The sequence below is a fragment of the Pseudomonas sp. T8 genome, from assembly GCF_024610635.1.
GTDB lineage: Bacteria > Pseudomonadota > Gammaproteobacteria > Pseudomonadales > Pseudomonadaceae > Aquipseudomonas > Aquipseudomonas chlororaphis_I.
The window spans coordinates 3,149,451-3,168,093 of sequence record NZ_CP102374.1 but is presented as its reverse complement, the minus strand read 5'-3'; the positions used below and the strand labels follow the sequence as shown (position 1 = coordinate 3,168,093).

General features: G+C 64.9%; 17 protein-coding genes. 8 read left to right on the top strand and 9 right to left on the bottom strand.

Annotated elements, in window-relative coordinates; translation table 11 throughout:
* The first annotated feature begins 113 nt into the window (after positions 1-113).
* On the top strand, positions 114-614 hold the full coding sequence (locus tag NRG23_RS14230; RefSeq protein WP_009042237.1) for a phosphate-starvation-inducible protein PsiE: 501 nt from the start codon (positions 114-116) through the stop codon (positions 612-614).
* Here NRG23_RS14230 and NRG23_RS14225 read toward each other — a convergent pair.
* From NRG23_RS14225 to NRG23_RS14215, 3 genes are all read right to left on the bottom strand, one after another.
* On the bottom strand, positions 611-940 hold the full coding sequence (locus NRG23_RS14225) for a DUF3509 domain-containing protein (RefSeq protein ID WP_009047051.1): 330 nt from the start codon (positions 938-940) through the stop codon (positions 611-613). The two genes, NRG23_RS14230 and NRG23_RS14225, sit on opposite strands and share 4 nt — an antisense overlap.
* A 218-nt stretch (positions 941-1,158) precedes the next feature.
* On the bottom strand, positions 1,159-2,460 hold the full coding sequence (locus NRG23_RS14220; RefSeq protein WP_102677216.1) for a serine/threonine transporter: 1,302 nt from the start codon (positions 2,458-2,460) through the stop codon (positions 1,159-1,161).
* Between the two features lie 63 nt (positions 2,461-2,523).
* Positions 2,524-3,900: an L-serine ammonia-lyase gene (locus NRG23_RS14215; RefSeq protein ID WP_009047053.1), complete on the bottom strand. Its 1,377-nt coding sequence runs from the start codon at positions 3,898-3,900 to the stop codon at positions 2,524-2,526.
* A gap of 135 nt (positions 3,901-4,035) precedes the next feature.
* Here NRG23_RS14215 and NRG23_RS14210 point away from each other — a divergent pair, with 135 nt between their 5' ends.
* Both NRG23_RS14210 and NRG23_RS14205 read left to right on the top strand, forming a co-directional pair.
* Positions 4,036-4,983, top strand: a complete 948-nt coding sequence (locus NRG23_RS14210) for a LysR substrate-binding domain-containing protein (RefSeq protein WP_007932401.1) — start codon at positions 4,036-4,038, stop codon at positions 4,981-4,983.
* A gap of 212 nt (positions 4,984-5,195) precedes the next feature.
* Positions 5,196-5,603, top strand: a complete 408-nt coding sequence (locus NRG23_RS14205; protein WP_009047054.1) for an HPF/RaiA family ribosome-associated protein — start codon at positions 5,196-5,198, stop codon at positions 5,601-5,603.
* A gap of 223 nt (positions 5,604-5,826) precedes the next feature.
* Here the strand turns inward: NRG23_RS14205 and fecA are convergent, their stop codons facing one another.
* From fecA to NRG23_RS14190, 3 genes are all read right to left on the bottom strand, one after another.
* Positions 5,827-8,187, bottom strand: coding sequence for a TonB-dependent Fe(3+) dicitrate receptor FecA (fecA, locus tag NRG23_RS14200; protein WP_009047055.1), 2,361 nt, complete (start codon positions 8,185-8,187; stop codon positions 5,827-5,829).
* Between the two features lie 226 nt (positions 8,188-8,413).
* A complete protein-coding gene (locus tag NRG23_RS14195) occupies positions 8,414-9,379 on the bottom strand; it encodes a FecR domain-containing protein (protein WP_124301156.1) in 966 nt (321 codons plus the stop codon).
* A complete protein-coding gene (locus tag NRG23_RS14190) occupies positions 9,376-9,864 on the bottom strand; it encodes a sigma-70 family RNA polymerase sigma factor (protein WP_016703295.1) in 489 nt (162 codons plus the stop codon). Before NRG23_RS14190 ends, NRG23_RS14195 begins: the two co-directional genes overlap by 4 nt.
* A gap of 220 nt (positions 9,865-10,084) precedes the next feature.
* Between NRG23_RS14190 and NRG23_RS14185 the strand changes: the two genes are divergently transcribed.
* The 4 genes from NRG23_RS14185 to dacB all read left to right on the top strand — a co-directional run bounded on the left by NRG23_RS14185 (position 10,085) and on the right by dacB (position 13,875).
* Complete coding sequence (locus tag NRG23_RS14185) at positions 10,085-10,390, top strand: DUF3649 domain-containing protein (protein ID WP_009047058.1); 306 nt, start codon at positions 10,085-10,087, stop codon at positions 10,388-10,390.
* Entirely contained in the window at positions 10,387-11,961 is a 1,575-nt protein-coding gene (locus NRG23_RS14180; protein WP_038630634.1) for a PepSY domain-containing protein, read from the top strand. Before NRG23_RS14185 ends, NRG23_RS14180 begins: the two co-directional genes overlap by 4 nt.
* Positions 11,962-12,285 (top strand): DUF3325 domain-containing protein, encoded by a 324-nt coding sequence (locus NRG23_RS14175; protein ID WP_016703293.1) that lies wholly within the window; start codon positions 11,962-11,964, stop codon positions 12,283-12,285.
* A gap of 141 nt (positions 12,286-12,426) precedes the next feature.
* On the top strand, positions 12,427-13,875 hold the full coding sequence (gene dacB / locus NRG23_RS14170; protein WP_257374859.1) for a D-alanyl-D-alanine carboxypeptidase/D-alanyl-D-alanine-endopeptidase: 1,449 nt from the start codon (positions 12,427-12,429) through the stop codon (positions 13,873-13,875).
* Positions 13,876-14,035: 160 nt separating this feature from the next.
* Here the strand turns inward: dacB and NRG23_RS14165 are convergent, their stop codons facing one another.
* A complete protein-coding gene (locus tag NRG23_RS14165) occupies positions 14,036-14,911 on the bottom strand; it encodes a helix-turn-helix domain-containing protein (RefSeq protein WP_257374858.1) in 876 nt (291 codons plus the stop codon).
* Between the two features lie 285 nt (positions 14,912-15,196).
* Here NRG23_RS14165 and NRG23_RS14160 point away from each other — a divergent pair, with 285 nt between their 5' ends.
* A complete protein-coding gene (locus tag NRG23_RS14160) occupies positions 15,197-16,096 on the top strand; it encodes a DMT family transporter (protein WP_009047063.1) in 900 nt (299 codons plus the stop codon).
* A gap of 145 nt (positions 16,097-16,241) precedes the next feature.
* On the opposite strand, the gene NRG23_RS14155 is transcribed toward NRG23_RS14160, so the two are convergent.
* Positions 16,242-17,216 (bottom strand): D-glycerate dehydrogenase, encoded by a 975-nt coding sequence (locus NRG23_RS14155; RefSeq protein WP_016703290.1) that lies wholly within the window; start codon positions 17,214-17,216, stop codon positions 16,242-16,244.
* 241 nt (positions 17,217-17,457) lie between these two features.
* Positions 17,458-18,426 (bottom strand): LysR family transcriptional regulator, encoded by a 969-nt coding sequence (locus NRG23_RS14150; RefSeq protein WP_016703289.1) that lies wholly within the window; start codon positions 18,424-18,426, stop codon positions 17,458-17,460.
* Between the last annotated feature and the right edge of the window lie 217 nt (positions 18,427-18,643).

The window sequence follows — 18,643 nt, the reverse complement described above, 5'->3', positions numbered from 1 at the left end:
TGTCTGCATCAGCCACCATCTCACCCCCAGACGCTGGCCTTTTTTCTGCATGCAGAACAACCGTCACGTCCAACCCGCATCATCCGGTCGAGTCGACCTAAGGAAAAACCATCGTGAAAATCAATTGGGCCGAGAAACTGCGGCAGAACGTCCACCAGCTGGCCGAGTCCCTGGGCAACCTGTTCGTCGAGACCTTTCACTACCTGGCGCTGTTCGCCATCGGCGCGGTGACGGCCTGGGCGGCGGTGATGGAATTTCTCGGGATGCTCGAAGAAGGTCATATCAAGATCGATGACATTCTCCTGCTGTTCATCTACCTCGAACTGGGCGCCATGGTCGGCATCTACTTCAAGACCAACCACATGCCGGTGCGCTTCCTGATCTACGTGGCGATCACCGCGCTGACCCGCCTGCTGATCTCCAACGTGTCGCACCACAACCCGCCGGACCTGGGGATCATCTACCTGTGTGGCGGCATCCTGCTGCTGGCCTTCTCCATCCTGGTGGTGCGCTATGCCTCGTCGCAGTTCCCGTCGGTGAAGATCGAACACCCGCAACGCAAGGTCGGCGCGGGTTCCAGCGAGCATCCGGAAGTCGAGAAGGGCGAGCTTTAAATCGCTACGGTCAGGGGCGGCCGGTTAGCGGGCCGGCCCTTGGCGGCCGGCAGCGGCAGCTTGAAGCTGTCGCTGTTGGTCATGGCTTCGAGGATGGCCATGGCGCTGTGGCCCTGCTCGATGGCGATGCCGAACTGAATGCTTTGCACCAGGCGCTTGAGCCGCTGCGGATCGTTGCGCTGCTCGGCGCTGATCATGCGCTTGGCCACGACCCGGCCGGCCTTGGACAGGGTCAGCATGATGCTGCCGTCCAGGCCCTGGATGCTCAGGTTGACCCGGTATTCCGGGGCGAAAGCATCGGTAATCAGCTGAAAGGGGTTATCCATGTGCGTCACCGCCTGATTGTATCGTGCAGTCATTGACCGGCTGTGGTCGGGATTAGTTCGCATCTCCAGACCACTGGCAGGCCGTTCGCTGAGGTTGGTTAACGTCCGTATTCCTCCGCTCTTGCAAAGCAAAGGGCATGCCGGGAAAACCGCCGGCCAATAAATCCGGGGGCGAAAAAAAACGGACCAAAAGGTCCGTTTTTCTTTGGCTACCCGTTTCAGGGCATGAACGAATAAATGATCGCTGACAGTGCGATCAGGCCGATCAGCACCACGAACAGATTCGATAGCTGGCCCGAATACTGGCGCAGCGATGGCACCCGCCGGATTGCGTACATCGGCATCAGGAACAGCAGGCAGGCGATCACCGGCCCGCCCAGGGTTTCGATCATGCCGAGGATGCTCGGATTGAAGGTGGCCACGGCCCAGCAGGTCAGGACCATGAACAGCGCGGTGCAACGCTCCAGCCAGCGCGACGACAGGCTCCGGCCACGGCTGCGCAGGCTTTTCACGATCAGCCCCTGGAAACCTTCGCTGGCGCCGATGTAGTGGCCGAGGAAGGACTTGGTGATCGCCACCAGCGCGATCAGTGGCGCGGCATAGGCGATCACCGGGGTCTGGAAGTGGTTGGCCAGGTACGACAGGATCGAGATGTTCTGCGCCTTGGCCGCGGCCAGGTCGGCCGGCGACAGGGCCAGCACGCAGCTGAAGCAGAAGAACATCACCGTCAGCACCATCATGCCGTGGGCCACGGCGAGGATGCCGCTGCTCTTGCGCTCGGCCTGGGCACCGTAGTGGCGCTTCTGGTCGACGGCGAAGGCGGAGATGATCGGCGAATGGTTGAACGAGAACACCATCACCGGGATCGCCAGCCACAGGGTCTTGAGGAACAGCGGCATGGACATGCCGTCATTGGCCGAGGCGAAGAAGGCGCCGTTCCAGTTCGGGATCAGGCTGAGGGCCAGCAGCAACAGCGCGGCGACAAAGGGATAGACCAGCACGCTCATGGCCCGCACGATCACGCCCTGGCCACAGCGCACGATGGCCATCAGGCCGAGGATCAGCACCAGCGACAGGATCGCCCGCGGCGGTGGCGTCATGTGCAGCTGGTGTTCCATGAAGCTGCCCAGGGTGTTGGTCAGCGCCACGCTGTACACCAGCAGGATCGGGAAGATGGCGAAGAAGTAGAGCAGGGTGATCAGCTTGCCGGCGCCGATGCCGAAGTGTTCTTCCACCACTTCGGTGATGTCGCCGGAGCGCCCGGACAGCACGAAGCGGGTCAGCCCGCGGTGGGCGAAGAAGGTCATCGGGAAGGCCAGCAGCGCCAGCACGATCAGCGGCCAGAAGCCGCCGACCCCGGCGTTGATCGGCAGGAACAGGGTGCCGGCGCCGATGGCGGTGCCGTACAGGCCGAGCATCCAGGTAGTGTCGTGTTTGCTCCAGCCCTGGCTGGTGGTCGTGGTGTCGCGGGCAGTCTCTACGGCAGGGTTTTCGGCAGCGGGTGTTCGTACATCGGTCATCGGTATCGCCTCGTTATTATTTTTGCTCGGGCTCACGTGGGGCGGACGGTCAGGAGAGGGGGATCAGCACTCCACCCAACTCACGGCCAGGCCGCCCCGTGAAGTTTCTTTGTATTTGTCGTGCATGTCGGCGCCGGTATCGCGCATGGTGCGGATCACCCGGTCCAGGGAAATGAAGTGTTTGCCGTCGCCGCGCAGGGCCATCTGGGTGGCGTTGATCGCCTTCACCGCGGCGATCGCGTTGCGCTCGATGCAAGGCACCTGCACCAGGCCGCCGACCGGGTCGCAGGTCAGGCCGAGGTTATGTTCCAGGCCGATTTCCGCGGCGTTTTCCAGTTGCTCCGGCGTGGCCCCGAGCACCTCGGCCAGGCCAGCCGCAGCCATCGCGCAGGCCGAGCCCACCTCGCCCTGGCAGCCGACTTCGGCGCCGGAGATCGAGGCGTTTTTCTTGCAGAGGATGCCCACCGCGGCGGCGCCGAGGAAGAAGTCGATCACGTCGTCGTCCGACGCTTCGGGGTTGAACTTCATGTAGTAATGCAGCACCGCCGGGATGATCCCCGCCGCGCCGTTGGTCGGTGCGGTGACCATGCGCCCGCCGGCGGCGTTTTCCTCGTTCACCGCCAGGGCGAACAGGTTGACCCACTCCATGGCCGACAGGGTCGAGCTGATGACGTTGGGCTTGCCGATTTCCAGCAGGTTGCGATGCAGCTTGGCGGCGCGGCGCGGCACATCCAGGCCGCCGGGCAGGGTGCCTTCGTGGCGCAGGCCTTGCTCGACGCATTCGCGCATCACTGCCCAGATGTGCAGCAGGCCGCTGCGGATTTCGGCGTCGCTGCGCCAGGCCCGCTCGTTGGCCATCATCAGTTCCGAGACCCGCAATTGATGCCGTTGGCACAGGGCCAGGAGTTCCACCGCGCTGTTGAAGTCGTAGGGCAGCTCGACGCTGTTGGCCGCCGGAGCGCCTTCGGCCACTTCGGCTTCCTCGACGATAAAACCGCCACCCACCGAGTAGTAGGTCTGCCGCCACAGCAGGCCGTCCGCACCGAAGGCCGACAGCGACATGGCATTGGGGTGGTAGGGCAGGCTTTCGTCGAGCAGCAGCAGGTCGCGGTGCCAGTCGAAGGCGATGGTCGAGCGGCCACCGAGGCTCAGCTCGCCGCTTTCGCGCAGTTGCTGGATGCGCGGGCCGATGCTGCGTGGGTCGATGCTGTCGGGCCATTCGCCCATCAGGCCCATGACGCAGGCGCGGTCGGTGGCATGGCCGACGCCGGTGGCGGACAGCGAGCCGTACAGGCGGATTTCCACCCGCTGCACCTGCGCCTGCAACCCTTGCTCGAACAGCCCCTGGGCGAAGGTCGCGGCGGCGCGCATCGGGCCGACGGTGTGGGAACTGGACGGGCCGATGCCGACTTTGAAGAGATCGAAAACACTGATAGCCATGCTAAAGCCTTACAAGCAATGGAAGAGAAATCGCTGCCATTTTTTGTAGGCCGAGCGTTAGGTCGGCGATACTGCCTAGCTCGGTCAATACTGACCAACGAATTTTCCTAAGACAGCCTTTAGCAGGACTAAACGATGAGTCGTCAATTTCATGCCCAGACCTATGTCTGGCTGCATGTGTTTTCCTGTGCCGCGCGGCACTTGTCGTTCACCCGTTGCGCGGAAGAACTGCACATCACCCCGGGGGCGGTCAGCCAGCAGATCCGCCTGCTGGAAGAGCGGCTCGGTTTTCGCCTGTTTCACCGCCGCGCCCGCGGAGTGGAACTGAGCGCCGAGGGGCAGCGGCTGGCGATCACGGTGAACGAGGCCTACGGCAGCATCGACGCCGAACTGCGCCGGCTGGATGCCGGGATGATCAGCGGCACCTTGCGCCTGCGCTCGATCCCGTCGTTTCTCGGCAAGTGGCTGACCCCGCGCCTGCCCCGGCTGCAGCAGCGTTTTCCGGACATTCAGCTACGGCTGGTGGCCGAGGACAGCAGCGTGGCCTTGCATGAAGGTGATTTCGACCTGGCCATCGACCTCAATGACGGCAGCTATCCGGGACTGTTATCCACAGCCCTGCTGGATGAGCAGATCTTCCCGGTCTGTGCCCCGGGCCTGTTGCGCGGGCGGCCGCCGCTGCACGGTCCGGCAGACCTGGTGCATTTCCCGTTGCTGCACGACATCACTGCCTGGCGCGGCAGCTACGAGTACGCGGAGTGGGAGTTCTATCTCAATGCCATCGGCTTCGAGGGCGCGGATGTGCGGCGCGGGCACACCTTCAACCGCAACCACCTGACCATCGAGGCGGCGACTGCCGGGATGGGGGTGGCGATTGCCCGGCGCACCCTGCTCAACGATGAACTGGAGCGCGGCACCCTGATCGTGCCGTTTGGCCTCGCGGTGCCCAATCACAAGCGTTATGTGCTGCTGTATGCGCCGGGCGCGCTGAGCCATCCGGGCGTGCGCGCGGTGCACGACTGGCTGGTGGAAGAGGCGGAGATATTTCGCGGTTTGCACCCGCTGGGAGGGGGACACGGGTAAGCAGAAAGGACAGGGGAGTGAGGCGACCCAACTCCCGACATTAACAGCGCTTTTGCGCTTTGTCCGGCTTTATTTGCCAATAGATATTTATCTTTTTTAAGGGGTTGAATTGTTCTGCGCTCTGCCCAACTCTGTAACCAAGAGGCCGCAAAAAGTACGCCCTCAGGGGCACGCGGTTCCTCTCGCGAGCTAGCTGAAATAAGGGAAGAACTATGCAAATCCAGGTCAATAGCGATAACCATATTCAAAGCAGCATCCGACTGGAGGAGTGGGTACGTACTACCATTGAGAGCACGCTCGAACGCTACGAGGAGGACCTGACCCGAGTCGAGGTTCATCTGCGGGACGAGAACGGCGACAAGCCCGGTCCCCACGATTTGCGCTGCCAACTGGAGGCGCGGCCAAAAGGCCATCAACCGATTTCCGTGACCCACAAAGCCGAATCCCTGGAACTGGCCATCGAAGGAGCGGCCACCAAGCTGGAGAACTCCCTGGAACACCTGTTCGGCCGGTTGCGCAACAAGCGCGCCGCGGCAGCGCCAAGCGCCCGCGCCGGTCAGGCCGACGCCTTGCTTGAAGAGGAATTCCTGGAAAACGAACAGGCCGCGCTCAATAGCTGACGGCGCAAGTACCCAACCAAGAAGCACCTAGCAAAAAGGGCCTGCACATGCAGGCCCTTTTTTGTGCGCCGCGTTTCTGTAGGAGCGAGCGGGCGGCGATCCGACTTGCTCGCGATGCAGATGCCGCGGTGTGTCAGGCCGGGCGCCATCGCGAGCAATCGAGCGTCGACCGGCCGCTCCTACAGAAGCACGGGGACGTGCTGTTCTGCAGGAGCACGTTGGCTCAGAACGCCACGGAGGTCTGTACGTACAGGGTCCGTGGTTCGCCCACGTATTTGCCTTTGTTGTTGTCGTCGAACGAGCGGGTGAAGTACTGGTGGTTGAAGATGTTCTTCACCCCGACCGCCACGTTGAGGTCCGACAGTTGCGGGCCGAAGTCGTAGGCGGCGCGGCTGCTGAACAGCATGTAGCCGGGAATCCGTCCGGTGCTGCCGTCGGCGCTTTCGGTGGAGGTGTTGGCGTTGTCGGCGAACTGGCTGCTCTGGTAGCTGCTGTCGAAGTTCAGTTTCCACGGGCCTTCGGTGTAACCGATGCCGAGGGTGCCTTTGTGCTTGGACGAGAACGGCACGCGGTTGCCCTTGTTCGGCCCGTCTTCACGAATGGTGGCGTCGACGTAGGCGTAGGTGGCGTACAGATCGAAACCGGCCAGCGCCGGACTCAGGCCGTCCAGTGCGTAATTGACGCTGGTCTCGATGCCCTGGTGGCGGGTTTCGCCACGGGCGATCACCGAGTCGTTGGTCTGGTTGCTGTCGTACTGGTTGTCGAAGTTGATCAGGAACGCGCCGATCTCCGCCCGCAGGCTGCCGTCGTCATAGCGGGTGCCCAGTTCCCAGGTGCGGGCCTTTTCCGGTTTCACTTCGCCGCTGCTCACGCGGTTGGGCATCTGGCTGTACTGCACGCTGCCGAACGAACCCTCGGTGTTGGCGTAGAGGTTCCAGCTGTCGGTCAGGTGGTACATCACGTTCAGTGCCGGCAGCGCGGTGTTGTAGTCGCCCTTGTATTTGACGTTGGTCAGGTTGTTGGTCTGCTGGGACTCGATCATCTCGTAGCGGATGCCCGGGGTGAGGGTCCACTTGCCGATGTCGATGCGGTCGTCGACGAAGAACGCATTGGCCTCGGTGCCACCGCGGGTATCGCGGTCGTTGCGGCTGCTGGTGCTGGGCAACTGCTGGTTGGCGCTGATCGGCGTGCGGTAGCGCAACTCGTGCCCGGCCTCGTTGATGTAGCGGTAGCCGATGCCCAGCTCATGGCTGGTCGGCCCGAGGTCGAAGCCCTGGGCGAAGCGGGTTTCGATGCCGCGCACCCAGTATTCGCGTGGCGACAGCGACAGGAAGCTGCCCTGGTCCAGGTAGCCGCTGCGCAGGGTCTTGGTGAAGAAGCTGTTGACGGTGAATTCGCGGCGATCTTCCTGGTAGCGGTAGCCGAAGTTGATCAGCGTACGGCGGCCCCAGAACTTGTCGTACGGGCGGGTCGACTGATACGGATCGGCCTTGTAGTCGGCAACGTTGAGGCCGCCGGGCATATCGGCCTCGCCCTCGTAGTACTGGGCCATGGCGTTGAAGCTGTTGGCGTCGTCGAGCTGGTAGTGGCCCTTGAGGATCAGGTCGTCGATCTGTGTGTCGCTGTGTTCGCGCCAGTCGCCGCCACGGGTGCCGGAGTACAGCAGGGCGCCGCCCAGGCCGTTGTCGGCGGTGCCGCCGGCCAGCAGGTTGCCGGTGGTCTTGAAACCGTCGTGGCTGGAGGACGGGCTGGTCTCGGTCTGGAAGCCGCCCTTGACCGTGGGCGCATCGGGGATGGCGCGGGTCACGAAGTTGACGATGCCGCCGACGTTCTGCGGCCCGTAACGCACGGCGCCGCCGCCACGCACCACGTCCACCGCGTCCATGTTGCCCATGCTGACCGGGGCGAAGGACAGCTGCGGCTGGCCATAGGGCGCGAAGGGTACCGGAATGCCGTCCATCAGTACCGTGGAGCGCGAGGCCAGGCGTGGGTTGAGCCCGCGAATGCCGAAGTTCAGCGCCATGTCGTGGCTACCGGTGCCGTTGTTTTCCGGGGCATTGACCCCGGGGATGCGGTTGAGCACGTCGCGGGCCTGGGTGGCGCCCTGGCGTTCGAATGCTTCGCGGCGGATCACGTCACGGGCACCCGGGTGTTCGAATACATTGGTCTGCGCCGCATCGCCCAGCCAGTCGCCGACCACGCTGGACGTGCCCAGCTCCAGGGCCGCCGGTGCGCCCTCGGCGCTCACCGGTTGCAGGCTGAAGGCATTGCCGCCTTCGGCGCGGGCTTGCAGGCCGGTGCCCTTGAGCAAGGCATTCAGACCTTCTTCGGTGGTGTAGCTGCCTTCCAGGCCCTGGCTCTGCACGCCGCTGGCGACCTGGGAGCCGAAGGAGATCAGCACCCCGGCTTCACGGCCGAACTGGTTCAGGGCGTTTTCCAGCGACGACGCGGCGATGTGGTAATCGCGCGACAGGCCATCGGCGGCCATGGCCGGCGGCAGGGCGGCCAAGCTCAGGCTGGCGCCCAGCAGCAACTGGCGCAGGGTGCGGGCAAGGGGCGTGAGGCGAGTGGGTTGCTGGGGCATGGACATCGATCCTGAGAAGGTTGCAGTCAAGGGGGCTTTCCTTCTCTGTCACGCGAGTGCTGGAAAACGGCTCACACAAAATGAAAAAAAACGGCACACCTGAAAAAACATTGAATCGACGCCTGTAGCCGCTGCCGCAGGCTGCGATAAGGCCCGAAGGGCCTTCGAGGGCCTCAAGAGCACGTCCCCTTCGGGGCCGATCGCAGCCTGCGGCAGCGGCTACAGGTCACGCGCGGGCTTCGACCGTGACCCAGTAGCGGGTGAAGCGGCGGACCTTCACCGGCAGGCTGATTTCCAGCAGGTCGAGGATCCGTTCGCTATCGTCCAGTGGATAACTGCCGGAGATCAGCAGGTCGGCGACCCGTGGATCGCAGTTGAGCTGGCCGCGACGGTAGCGCCCCAACTCGTCGAGGAAGTCCGCCAGGCGCATCTGGGCGGCCACCAGCATGCCTTCGCTCCAGGCGCCGCTGCCGGCGTCCAGCGGCCGCGGGTTGTCCCAGGCGCTGCGGGTGAAGCTCAATTGCTGTTCCTTGCTTACCACTAACGGCGCTCCCGAATAATCCGACGGGCTGAGGCTGACGTTGCCTTCGAACACCGCCAGCTGGGTGCGCTGGCTGAACTGGCGCAGGTTCAGCCGGGCGCCTTGCGGGCGTAAAACGCCCTGGGCGCTCTGAATCAGCAGCGGCCGGCGGTCGGCCGCGGCGGTCAGCAGGATCTCCCCGGCTAACAGCCGGATCAGCCGTTGCTGGCCGTCGAAACTCACGTCCACCGCGCTGTCGGTATTGAGCTGCAACTGGCTGCCATCGCTCAATTGCAGTTTGCGCCGTTGGCCCACCGGGCTGCGGTAGTCGGCCATCAGCGGGGTCAGCGGGTTGTGTTCGCGCAAGCCCCAGGCCGCCGCGGAACCGGCGCCGAGGATCAGCAGCAGTTTCAGCGCCTGGCGCCGGCTGGAGGACTTCGGCGCAGTGAGCGCGGCATGGGCCAGGGGCGAAGACAGGCCGCGCAGCCGCGAATTGACCCGCTGGATATGTTCCCAGGCCCGTTGATGTTCGCTGTGGGCGTCGTGCCATTGCTGCCAGGCCCGTTGCTGGCGTGGGCTGAGCGGGCCCGCCTGCATTTCGAGCAGCCAGTGCACGGCCTGTTCGGCGACCTGGGCGCCGATGTCCGGCGGGCGGGGGAGGCCAGTGTTCACAGGGCGAAGTAGCAGCGCAGGGCTGCCTTGTGCAGGTGGCGCTTGACCGTGGCGATGGAGATCCCCAGCTCGCGGGCGATCTCGCCATGTTTCAGGCCATCGACCTGGGCCAGCAGGAACGCGCGTTTCACCAGGCGCGGCAAACCGTCGAGCAACTGGTCCAGCTCCAGCAGGGTCTGCAGGATGATCGCCTTGTCTTCCTCGGACGGCGCCAGCAGTTCCGGCATCTGCGCCAGCGTCTCGAGATAGGCCCGTTCCAGGTCCTGGCGCCGGTAATGGTTGCACAGCACCCGCTTGGCGATGGTGGTGAGGAACGCCCGGGGCTCGACGATCGACGGCGTTTCCCGGGTGCTGAGCACCCGCATGAAGGTGTCCTGGGCCAGGTCGGCGGCGCTGTCGGGGCAGCCGAGCCGACGCCGCAACCAGCCGTTCAGCCAGCTGTGATGGGCGTGATAGAGGACTTCGACGGTAGAGGAGTGAGCCAAGCCGAACGCTCCGGCAGCATGAAAATGCTTAAGAGAACAAGAATTGTTCGCATTGTAGTGGCCTGGCATGGCATTGGGCAATCAACCCGGACCGGCGGAAGATCCCACGACAGATCGGTGATTTTTTGCGCATGAGAATATTTATCATTAATATTGCGCCGACTTGAGTCCGGGTAGGGGAATTCCCTGCGCCGGGCGGTCCTGGTTTCAAGGTCGAAACATGAAAAGCAAAGTTGCCACGATCCCCTCTTCCTACCGTCTGGCGGTGACGTCGCGAGTGCTGGCCGCGGTATTCGGCGGTTACCTGCTGGCGGCGTTGTCCAGCGTCTGCATGACCCTGCTGCTCCCCGTGTCCCGCGCCGATGCGGTGGTCAGCGGCATGATGACCTCCTTCCTGTTCTATCTGGTGGCGGTGCTCTGGTGCTTTGCCTGCCGCACGGCCTGGCAGGCCTGGCTCGGTTTGCTGCTGCCGGCGCTGGGGTTGGCGGCGATTTCTGCGTGGGCGCACGGGATGAATCTTTCATGAAGGAGGGATTTCGCCAGTCCATGGCCTGGCTGCACACCTGGGCCGGACTGGTATTCGGCTGGCTGCTGCTGGCGATTTTCCTGACCGGCACCCTGGCCTACTTCAAGGACGAAATCAGCCACTGGATGCAGCCCGAAGTGCCGTCGCGCTCGGTCAGCAACGAAACCAGCCTGATCCTCGCCCAGAGTTATCTGCAGCAGCACGCCCAGGGCGCCTCGCGCTGGTTCATCAACCTGCCCGATGCCCGTGAGCCGGGGTTGTCGGTGATGTGGCAGTTCCCGGGCAAGCCCGGCGAGCGCGGCGCCTTCACCCAGAAACTGCTGGACCCGGCCACCGGTGCCGAGCTGCAGGCCCGCGATACCCGCGGCGGCGAGTTCTTCTACCGCTTCCATTTCCAGTTGCAGATGCCTCATCCGTGGGGCCGCTGGCTGTCCACCGCGGCGGCCATGCTGATGTTCGTCGCCTTGATTAGCGGCATCATCACCCACAAGAAAATCTTCAAGGACTTCTTCACCTTCCGCCCCCGCAAGGGCCAGCGCTCCTGGCTCGACGGGCACAACGCGGTGGGCGTGCTGGTGCTGCCGTTCCACCTGATGATCACCTACAGCAGCCTGGTGATCTTCATGTCGATGGTCATGCCGGCGAGCATCCTGGCCACCTACGGCAACGACACCCGGGCGTATTTCAACGAAGTGTTCCCCGCCAGCAAAACCGCCCCGGCCGCAGGCAAGCCGGCGCACCTGGTGCAACTTGAACCGCTGCTGGAGCAGGCCCGCGAGCAGTGGCCGGGTGGCCGCGTGGGGCGGATCACGGTGAACAATCCGGGGGACGCCAATGCCTCGGTGAATGTCATGCGTCATGGTGGCGACCAGGTGGTCCGCGACTTTGGCAACGTGGTCACGTTCGACGGGGTCAGCGGCAAGCTGTTGCAGGTGTCGCCGCCGCAGTCGACGGCCCTGGCCATCAACGGCAGTTTTTACGGGCTGCACATGGGCCTCTTCGCCGGGCCGCTGCTGCGCTGGCTGTACTTTATCTGCGGCCTGGCCGCCACCGCGATGATCGGCACCGGGCTGGTGATCTGGCTGGGCAAGCGCCAGCTCAAGCATGCCAAGAGTGGAGTGACGCCCTTCGAACTGCGCCTGGTGGAAGTGCTGAACATCGCCAGCATGTCCGGCCTGGTGCTGGCCGTCGCCGCCTTCTTCTGGGCCAATCGCCTGTTGCCGGTGAGCCTTGCCGGGCGGGCGGACTGGGAAGTGAACAGCTTCTTTATCGTCTGGGGCCTGAGCCTGCTGCACGCCGCGCTGCGTCGCGGGCGCAAGGCCTGGGTCGAGCAGTTGGGCCTGGCGGCGCTGTTGCTGGCCAGCGTGCCGCTGCTCGATGCGCTGACGATGCCCGATGTGCTGGATGGTTTCCTGGTGCATGGCGACTGGGTCCGCGCCGGCTTCGACCTGACCTGCCTGGCGGCGGGGCTGTTCCTCGCTTGGGGGGCCTGGAAGATGTCGCGTCCTGTCGCCCAGCCTGCCGTTGCCGCCCGCTCGCGACGGGCCGCCCTTGAAACCGAGGTGAACTGAATGCTCCTGGCGCTGCTGTTGTGTTACCCAGGCTTTGCCGGCTTGTGCCTGTCGATGGACCGTCATCACGCCGAACTCCTGGGCTACAAACCCACGGCCTGTCGCCGCTCTGGCTTGCGCATTGGCGGCTGGCTGCTGCTGGCCGGCTCGCTGTGGGCGGCGATCGCGGCGGCCGGCTGGGGCCTGGGCCTGGTGCAATGGTGCGCGGCCTTGATGCTCAGCGCCTTGTCGCTGGTGCTGTTGCTGCCGTATCAACCGCGCCTGGCGTTGCTGGCGGCGGGGCTGGGATTGCTGGTCAGCCCGCTGGCCGCGTTGGCGCAATGAGCGTTCTGCAGCGCCGGGCCTGAGGGGCCGGCTCGATTGTTCGTTGACACGAACCCCTCGCCAATCGTTATCTGGGCGCCCGTCGCCGCGGCTGCAAGGTTGTCGGCGCGGGTTCGAGGTCATCAAGGAAATACGTTTTTCATGGGTTCAGCACATCGTTTCTACACTCGCGGGCTGGGGTTGTTCCTGGCCCTGTCACTGGCGGCTTGCGCCAGCCATCCCGGCGCCCGCTACGCCGCCAGCCTGGATCAGGTCCTGGCCGACCCGGCGCTGCAGGGCGCCACGGTATCGCTGACGGTGCGCGATGCCGAGAGCGGCGCGGCCTTGTATCAGCACAACCCCGACAGCCGCCTGATCCCGGCTTCGAGCCTCAAGCTGCTGACCACCGCCGCCGCGCTGGACGTGCTCGGCCCCGACTACCGTTTCGCCACCGAGGTGCTGGGCGACGGCGCGCAGCAGGGCGAGCGCCTGCTGGGCAATCTCTACCTGCGCGGTTCCGGCGATCCGAGCATGCAGGCCAAGGATTATCAGGAGCTGGCGGCGGCGGTGGCGCGCACCGGCATTCGTCAGATTGCAGGTGACCTGGTGCTCGACGACACCGCCTTCGATGACCAGCGGCTCGGCGTCGATTGGGCCAGCGACGATGAAAGCCTGTATTACGCGGCGCAGATTTCCGCCCTCAATATTTCCCCCAACGACGACTTCGACGCCGGCAGCGTGCTGGTGTCAGTCACGGCGCCGACGATGCCGGGAGCGCCGCTGGCGGTACGCGTCAGCCCGGAAAACCGGTTGATGAGCCTGCGCAATCAGGGCCGGGTCGGAACGACGGACAGCCTGCAGGTCGGCCGTGAGCATGGCAGCAACCTGCTGTTGGTCAGCGGCGCCTTGCCGCCGGGGCAGTCGCGGCGCCATTGGGTCAGCGTGTGGGAGCCGACCCGGCTGGTGGCGGACGTGTTCCAACAAGCGCTGGCCGAGCAGGGCGTGACGGTGCAGGGCCAGGTGCGCCTCGGCCAGCCCACGGCGTCCGCCGCCCGGGTGCTGGCCAGTCACTCGTCGATGCCGCTGGCGGGCTTGATCACGCCGCTGCTCAAGCTGTCGAACAACAACATGTCGGAAGTGCTGCTCAAGGCCATGGGCCGCAAGACCGCCAATGCCGGCACCGCGGCTGCCGGGGTGGCGGCCATCGAGGGCTTCCTGCGGCGCCAGGGCCTGAGCCCGCAAGGGCTGGTGCAGGTGGATGGCTCGGGGCTGTCGCGGCGCAACCAGATTTCCAGCCAGAGCCTCAGCGACCTGTTGCTGGTGGCGCGCAAGCAGCCCTGGTTCGCCACCTGGTACGCGGCGCTGCCGGTGGCCGGCGATGCCCAGCGCATGACTGGCGGCACCCTGCGTTATCGCCTGCAAGGCACTGGGGCTGTGGATAACCTGCATGCCAAGACCGGCTCGATGCAGGGCGTGTCGTCGCTGTCCGGGTATCTGCGCGCGGCCGATGGCCGCCGGCTGGTGCTGGTGATGCTGTCGAACAACTACCGGGCCGACGGCGCGCACATCAAGGCCCTGGAAGATCGGGTGACGCAGGCGCTGCTGCAATAAGGCTGGGGATCGGGTTTGCCTGACACATCGCCATCGCGGGCAAGCCTCGCTCCTACGGGGTGTGCGGTGTGAGGGCGGGCGCGGTGCTTCTGTAGGAGCGAACGGGCGGCGATCCGACTTGCTCGCGATAAAGGCGACGCGCTGTAACTGGCGGCTGTACTCAGCCAAGAAACGCCTGGCGATATTCCCCGGGCGTGCCACCCAGGGCCTGGCGAAAGCGATTGGTGAAGTGGCTGGCGCTGGCGAAACCGCAGGCCAGGGCAATCTCGCCCAGGGGCAGGCGGGTGCTGCGCAGCAGGTCGCGAGCGTGTTTCAGGCGTCGTGCCAGCAGGTATTGGTGGGGCGGCAGGCCGAAGCTTGCGCGGAACATCCGCGCAAAGTGGTATTCCGACAAGGCGCAGCGCGCGGCCAGTTGCCCGAGGCTGAGCGGTTCGGCCAGCTGGCTGTCGATGTACTCCACCAGTTGCCGACGCTGATGCGCCGCCAGCCCGCCCTTGAGGCGCAGCCCCTGGCGCTGGCCGATCTGGGTCAGCAGGGCGTGGCTGAGCATCTCGTGGGCCAGGCTGCTGGTCAGCAGGCGCTCGCCGGGTTCGTCCCAGTTCAGCTGGATCAGTTGCCGAAAGCGCCTGGCCTGCTGCGGATCGTCGAGGAAGGTGTTTTCCTGCAATTGCAGCTCGCGGGGTTCGCGGTCCAGCAGGGTCACGCAGCCCAGGGCAAATTGTTCCGGGCTGAAATACAGGTGGGCCAGGCGGATCTCGCCGTTGATCACCCAGGCCGAACGGTGCTCGGCGGGCAGGATGCACAGCTTGTCCGGGCCGCCCTTGGTTCCCGGCTGGCCGCGGCGAAAGGTCCCGGTGCCGCCGGCGATGTAGCATGACAGGGTGTGATGGCTCGGCGCTTCGTAGTCCTGGGCGTCGTGATGGTTGCTCCACAAGGCTGCGGCCAGGCCGTCACCGAGCTCGGCGCTGTGCTCCAGGCGAGCATTGGGCGAGCGGTTCAGGGCTTGAAAGACTTGCAGGGTTTCCAGGGTAGACATGGTTTTGATTCGATAAAGGGTGGCACGTTGTAGCCGCTGCCGCAGGCTGCGATCGGCTCCGCAGGAGACGCGCTTTTGAGATCGCAAGAAGGTCCTGCGGGTCGAGCGCGACCCCGGCCTATCGCAGCCTTCGGCAGCGGCTACAGGAGCGAAGTCAGATGTTTCGCATCCTACTCCGTAGGCAACGCGCTGCCAGCCCGGTAACCGACAAAAGCGCAAGTTTATGCAAGCGCCCGGGCGCGCAATGGCCTGAGACTGGGTTGCCCTGCACAGGAGTCCCGCGCCATGAACCTCTCGCTTTATCTGCTCACCGTCCTGATCTGGGGCACCACCTGGATCGCCCTCAAGCTGCAGCTGGGGGTGGTGGCGATTCCGGTGTCCATCGTCTATCGCTTTGCCCTGGCGGCCCTGGTGCTGTTCGTCATGCTGCTGCTCAGCCGCAAGCTGCAAGTGATGAACCGTCGCGGGCACCTGATCTGCCTGGCCCAGGGGCTGTGCCTGTTCTGTATCAACTTCATGTGTTTCCTGCACGCCAGCCAGTGGATTCCCAGCGGCCTGGTGGCGGTGGTGTTTTCCACGGCGACCCTGTGGAACGCCCTGAATGCCCGGGTGTTCTTCGCCCAGAAGATCGCCCGCAACGTACTGCTGGGCGGGGCGCTGGGGCTGCTGGGGCTGGGCCTGCTGTTCTGGCCGGAGCTGGCCGGCCATAGCGCCAGCCCGCAAACCCTGCTCGGCCTGGGGTTGGCGTTGTTGGGGACCCTGTGTTTCTCGGCGGGCAACATGCTGTCCAGCCTGCAACAGAAAGCCGGCCTCAAACCGCTGACCACCAACGCCTGGGGCATGGCCTATGGCGCGGCGATGCTGGCGGCTTATTGCCTGGTCAAGGGCATCCCTTTCGACATGGAGTGGAACGCGCGCTACATCGGCTCCTTGCTGTATCTGGTGATCCCGGGTTCGGTGATCGGCTTCACCGCCTACCTGACCCTGGTCGGCCGCATGGGCCCGGAGCGGGCGGCCTACTGCACCGTGCTGTTCCCGGTGGTGGCGCTGAATGTCTCGGCCTTCGCCGAAGGTTACCAATGGACCGCCCCGGCGCTGGCCGGGCTGGTCCTGGTGATGCTGGGCAACGTGCTGGTGTTCCGCAAGCCCAAGCCGCTGGCCGTCCGCGATCCCCGGCTCGCCTGATGGGTAGCGCGGCTGCTGCAGGGTTTGAGGAGCTTCTGTAGGAGCGAAGCTTGCTCGCGATAGCGGTGTCTCAGGTACACCGCGTCGTGCCTATCGCGGGCAATCGAGCGTCGACCGGCCGCTCCTACAGTGGACCGCGTTGGTTTCAGCCTTTCCACACCTGCGGGTTGACCAGGTCCTGCGGGCGTTCGCCGAGCAGGGCGCTGCGCAGGTTGGCCAGGGCGCGGTTGGCCATGGCGTCGCGGGTTTCATGGGTGGCCGAGCCGATATGCGGCAGGGTCACGGCGTTTTTCAGCTGGAACAGCGGCGACTCGGCCAGCGGTTCCTTCTCGTAGACATCCAGGCCGGCGCCGCGAATCGTGCCGTTGCGCAGGGCTTCGATCAGCGCCGGCTCATCCACTACCGGACCGCGGGAGATGTTCACCAGGATCGCGCTCGGCTTCATCAGCGCCAGTTCGCGGTGGCTGATCAGGTGCTTGGTCTTCTCGCTCAACGGCACCACCAGGCAGACGAAATCCGCTTCGGCCAGCAACTGCTCGAGGCTACGGAATTGCGCGCCCAGCTCCTGTTCCAGCGCGGTCTTGCGGCTGTTGCCGCTATAGATCACCGGCATGTTGAAGCCCAGGCGACCGCGTCGGGCGATGGCCGCGCCGATATTGCCCATGCCGACGATGCCCAGGGTCTTGCCGTGCACATCGCAACCGAACAGCGGTGCGCCGACGCTGGCCTGCCACTGCCCGGCCTTGGTCCAGGCGTCCAGTTCGGCGACGCGCCGGGCGCTGCTCATCAGCAGGGCGAAGGCCAGGTCGGCGGTGCTTTCGGTGAGCACGTCCGGGGTGTTGGTGAGCATGATCCCGCGTTCGTTGAAGTAGGCCAGGTCATAGTTGTCGTAGCCCACCGAGACACTGGAGACCACTTCCAGCTGGCTGGCGTTTTCCAGCTGCGCGCGGCCCAGCTTGCGACCGACGCCGATCAAGCCGTGGGCGTGGGGCAGGGCTTCGTTGAATTGCGCGCCGATATCGCCCAGCTTGGGGTTGGGCACTATCACCTCGAAGTCCTGGCGCAGGCGCTCGATCATGTCCGGGGTGATGCGGCTGAAGGCAAGTACGGTCTTTTTCATCGCGGGAAAGCTCGTCAGGCGGAGGAGAATGCCAAGCAAGCTAACATTCCCCACGGGCTTTTTGTAGCGGCTGCACAGGGCTGTGAGGGCAAGAAGGTTCTGCGACTGTAGCCGCTGCCGCAGGCTGCGATCGGCTCCGCAGGAGACGTGCTCTTGAGATCGCAGGAGGTCCTGCGGACCTTTCGCAGCCTGCGGCAGCGGCTACAGGGGGGAAGCATGACAAAGCCCCGAAGGGCTTGGCTCAAGTGGTCAGGCGTACGCCGCTGAGGCCGCCGCTCAGTTCATAGGCCGTCAGCTCCGCCTGATGGGCGGCGAGAATCTCCGGCAGGGTATTGCGCAGGTACTCGACCCAGGTCTTGATCTTGGCATCCAGGTACTGGCGCGATGGGTAGATGGCGTACAGGTTCAGTTCCTGGGAGCGGTACTTGGGCATGACCCGCACCAGGGTGCCGTTGCGCAGGCCCTCGATGGCCGCGTACACCGGCAGCACGCCCAGGCCCATGCCGCTGGTGATCGCGGTTTTCAGCGCGTCGGCGGAGTTCACCAGGAACGGCGAGCCGTTGAGCGTGACCCCTTCCTGGCCCTCGGGGCCGTCGAACAGCCATTTGTCCAGGGCGATCACCGGGCTCACCAGGCGCAGGCAGGCATGGTTCGACAGGTCGCTGGGGCTGCTCGGGCAGCCATTGGCTTTCACGTAGGCCGGCGAGGCGCAGACGATGCTGTAGGTGATGCCCAGGCGCTGGGAGACGAAGCCCGAGTCCGGCAGTTCGCTGGCCAGCACGATGGACACGTCGTAGCCCTCGTCCAGCAGGTCCGGCACGCGGTTGGCCAGGGTCAGGTCGAAGGTCACGTCCGGGTGCGACTTGCGGTACCGGGCGATGGCGTCGATCACATAGTGCTGGCCGATGCCGGTCATGGTGTGGACTTTCAGCTGGCCGGACGGGCGCGCGTGGGCGTCGCTGGCCTCGGCCTCGGCTTCTTCGACATAGGCCAGGATCTGTTCGCAGCGCAGCAGGTAGCGCTTGCCGGCCTCCGTGAGCGCGATGCGGCGAGTGGTGCGGTTGAGCAGGCGGGTTTGCAGATGGGCCTCCAGATTGGAGACCGCGCGCGAGACGTTGGCCGTGGTGGTGTCGAGCTGGACGGCGGCGGCGGTGAAGCTGCCGGCTTCGGCGACACAACTGAAGGCGCGCATGTTTTGCAAAGTGTCCATGGGGTGCTCTCTCGGGAGATGGCAAATTGTGACACGAAGTAACAGATTGTTGGCTATTCCACCAAGGGATTATCGCGCGAACGGTAATAAAGATTCACAGGAATCCCAGCTTATCGCCGCAAAGCCCGCCGCCTAGAATTGCGCCGATCTGTAGGGGCCGGCTGCCGGAGCCCCGTGCAATGCGGTGGGTCAGTGACACCGTCTCGCGAGCAAGCTC

Coding starts and splice junctions, on each gene's coding strand:
- NRG23_RS14225 (WP_009047051.1), bottom strand. CDS start 940: ATGGATAACCCCTTTCAGCTGATTACCGATGCTTTCGCCCCGGAATAC.
- NRG23_RS14220 (WP_102677216.1), bottom strand. CDS start 2,460: ATGACCGATGTACGAACACCCGCTGCCGAAAACCCTGCCGTAGAGACT.
- NRG23_RS14215 (WP_009047053.1), bottom strand. CDS start 3,900: ATGGCTATCAGTGTTTTCGATCTCTTCAAAGTCGGCATCGGCCCGTCC.
- NRG23_RS14210 (WP_007932401.1), top strand. CDS start 4,036: ATGAGTCGTCAATTTCATGCCCAGACCTATGTCTGGCTGCATGTGTTT.
- NRG23_RS14205 (WP_009047054.1), top strand. CDS start 5,196: ATGCAAATCCAGGTCAATAGCGATAACCATATTCAAAGCAGCATCCGA.
- fecA (WP_009047055.1), bottom strand. CDS start 8,187: ATGCCCCAGCAACCCACTCGCCTCACGCCCCTTGCCCGCACCCTGCGC.
- NRG23_RS14185 (WP_009047058.1), top strand. CDS start 10,085: ATGAAAAGCAAAGTTGCCACGATCCCCTCTTCCTACCGTCTGGCGGTG.
- NRG23_RS14180 (WP_038630634.1), top strand. CDS start 10,387: ATGAAGGAGGGATTTCGCCAGTCCATGGCCTGGCTGCACACCTGGGCC.
- NRG23_RS14175 (WP_016703293.1), top strand. CDS start 11,962: ATGCTCCTGGCGCTGCTGTTGTGTTACCCAGGCTTTGCCGGCTTGTGC.
- dacB (WP_257374859.1), top strand. CDS start 12,427: ATGGGTTCAGCACATCGTTTCTACACTCGCGGGCTGGGGTTGTTCCTG.
- NRG23_RS14165 (WP_257374858.1), bottom strand. CDS start 14,911: ATGTCTACCCTGGAAACCCTGCAAGTCTTTCAAGCCCTGAACCGCTCG.
- NRG23_RS14160 (WP_009047063.1), top strand. CDS start 15,197: ATGAACCTCTCGCTTTATCTGCTCACCGTCCTGATCTGGGGCACCACC.
- NRG23_RS14155 (WP_016703290.1), bottom strand. CDS start 17,216: ATGAAAAAGACCGTACTTGCCTTCAGCCGCATCACCCCGGACATGATC.
- NRG23_RS14150 (WP_016703289.1), bottom strand. CDS start 18,426: ATGGACACTTTGCAAAACATGCGCGCCTTCAGTTGTGTCGCCGAAGCC.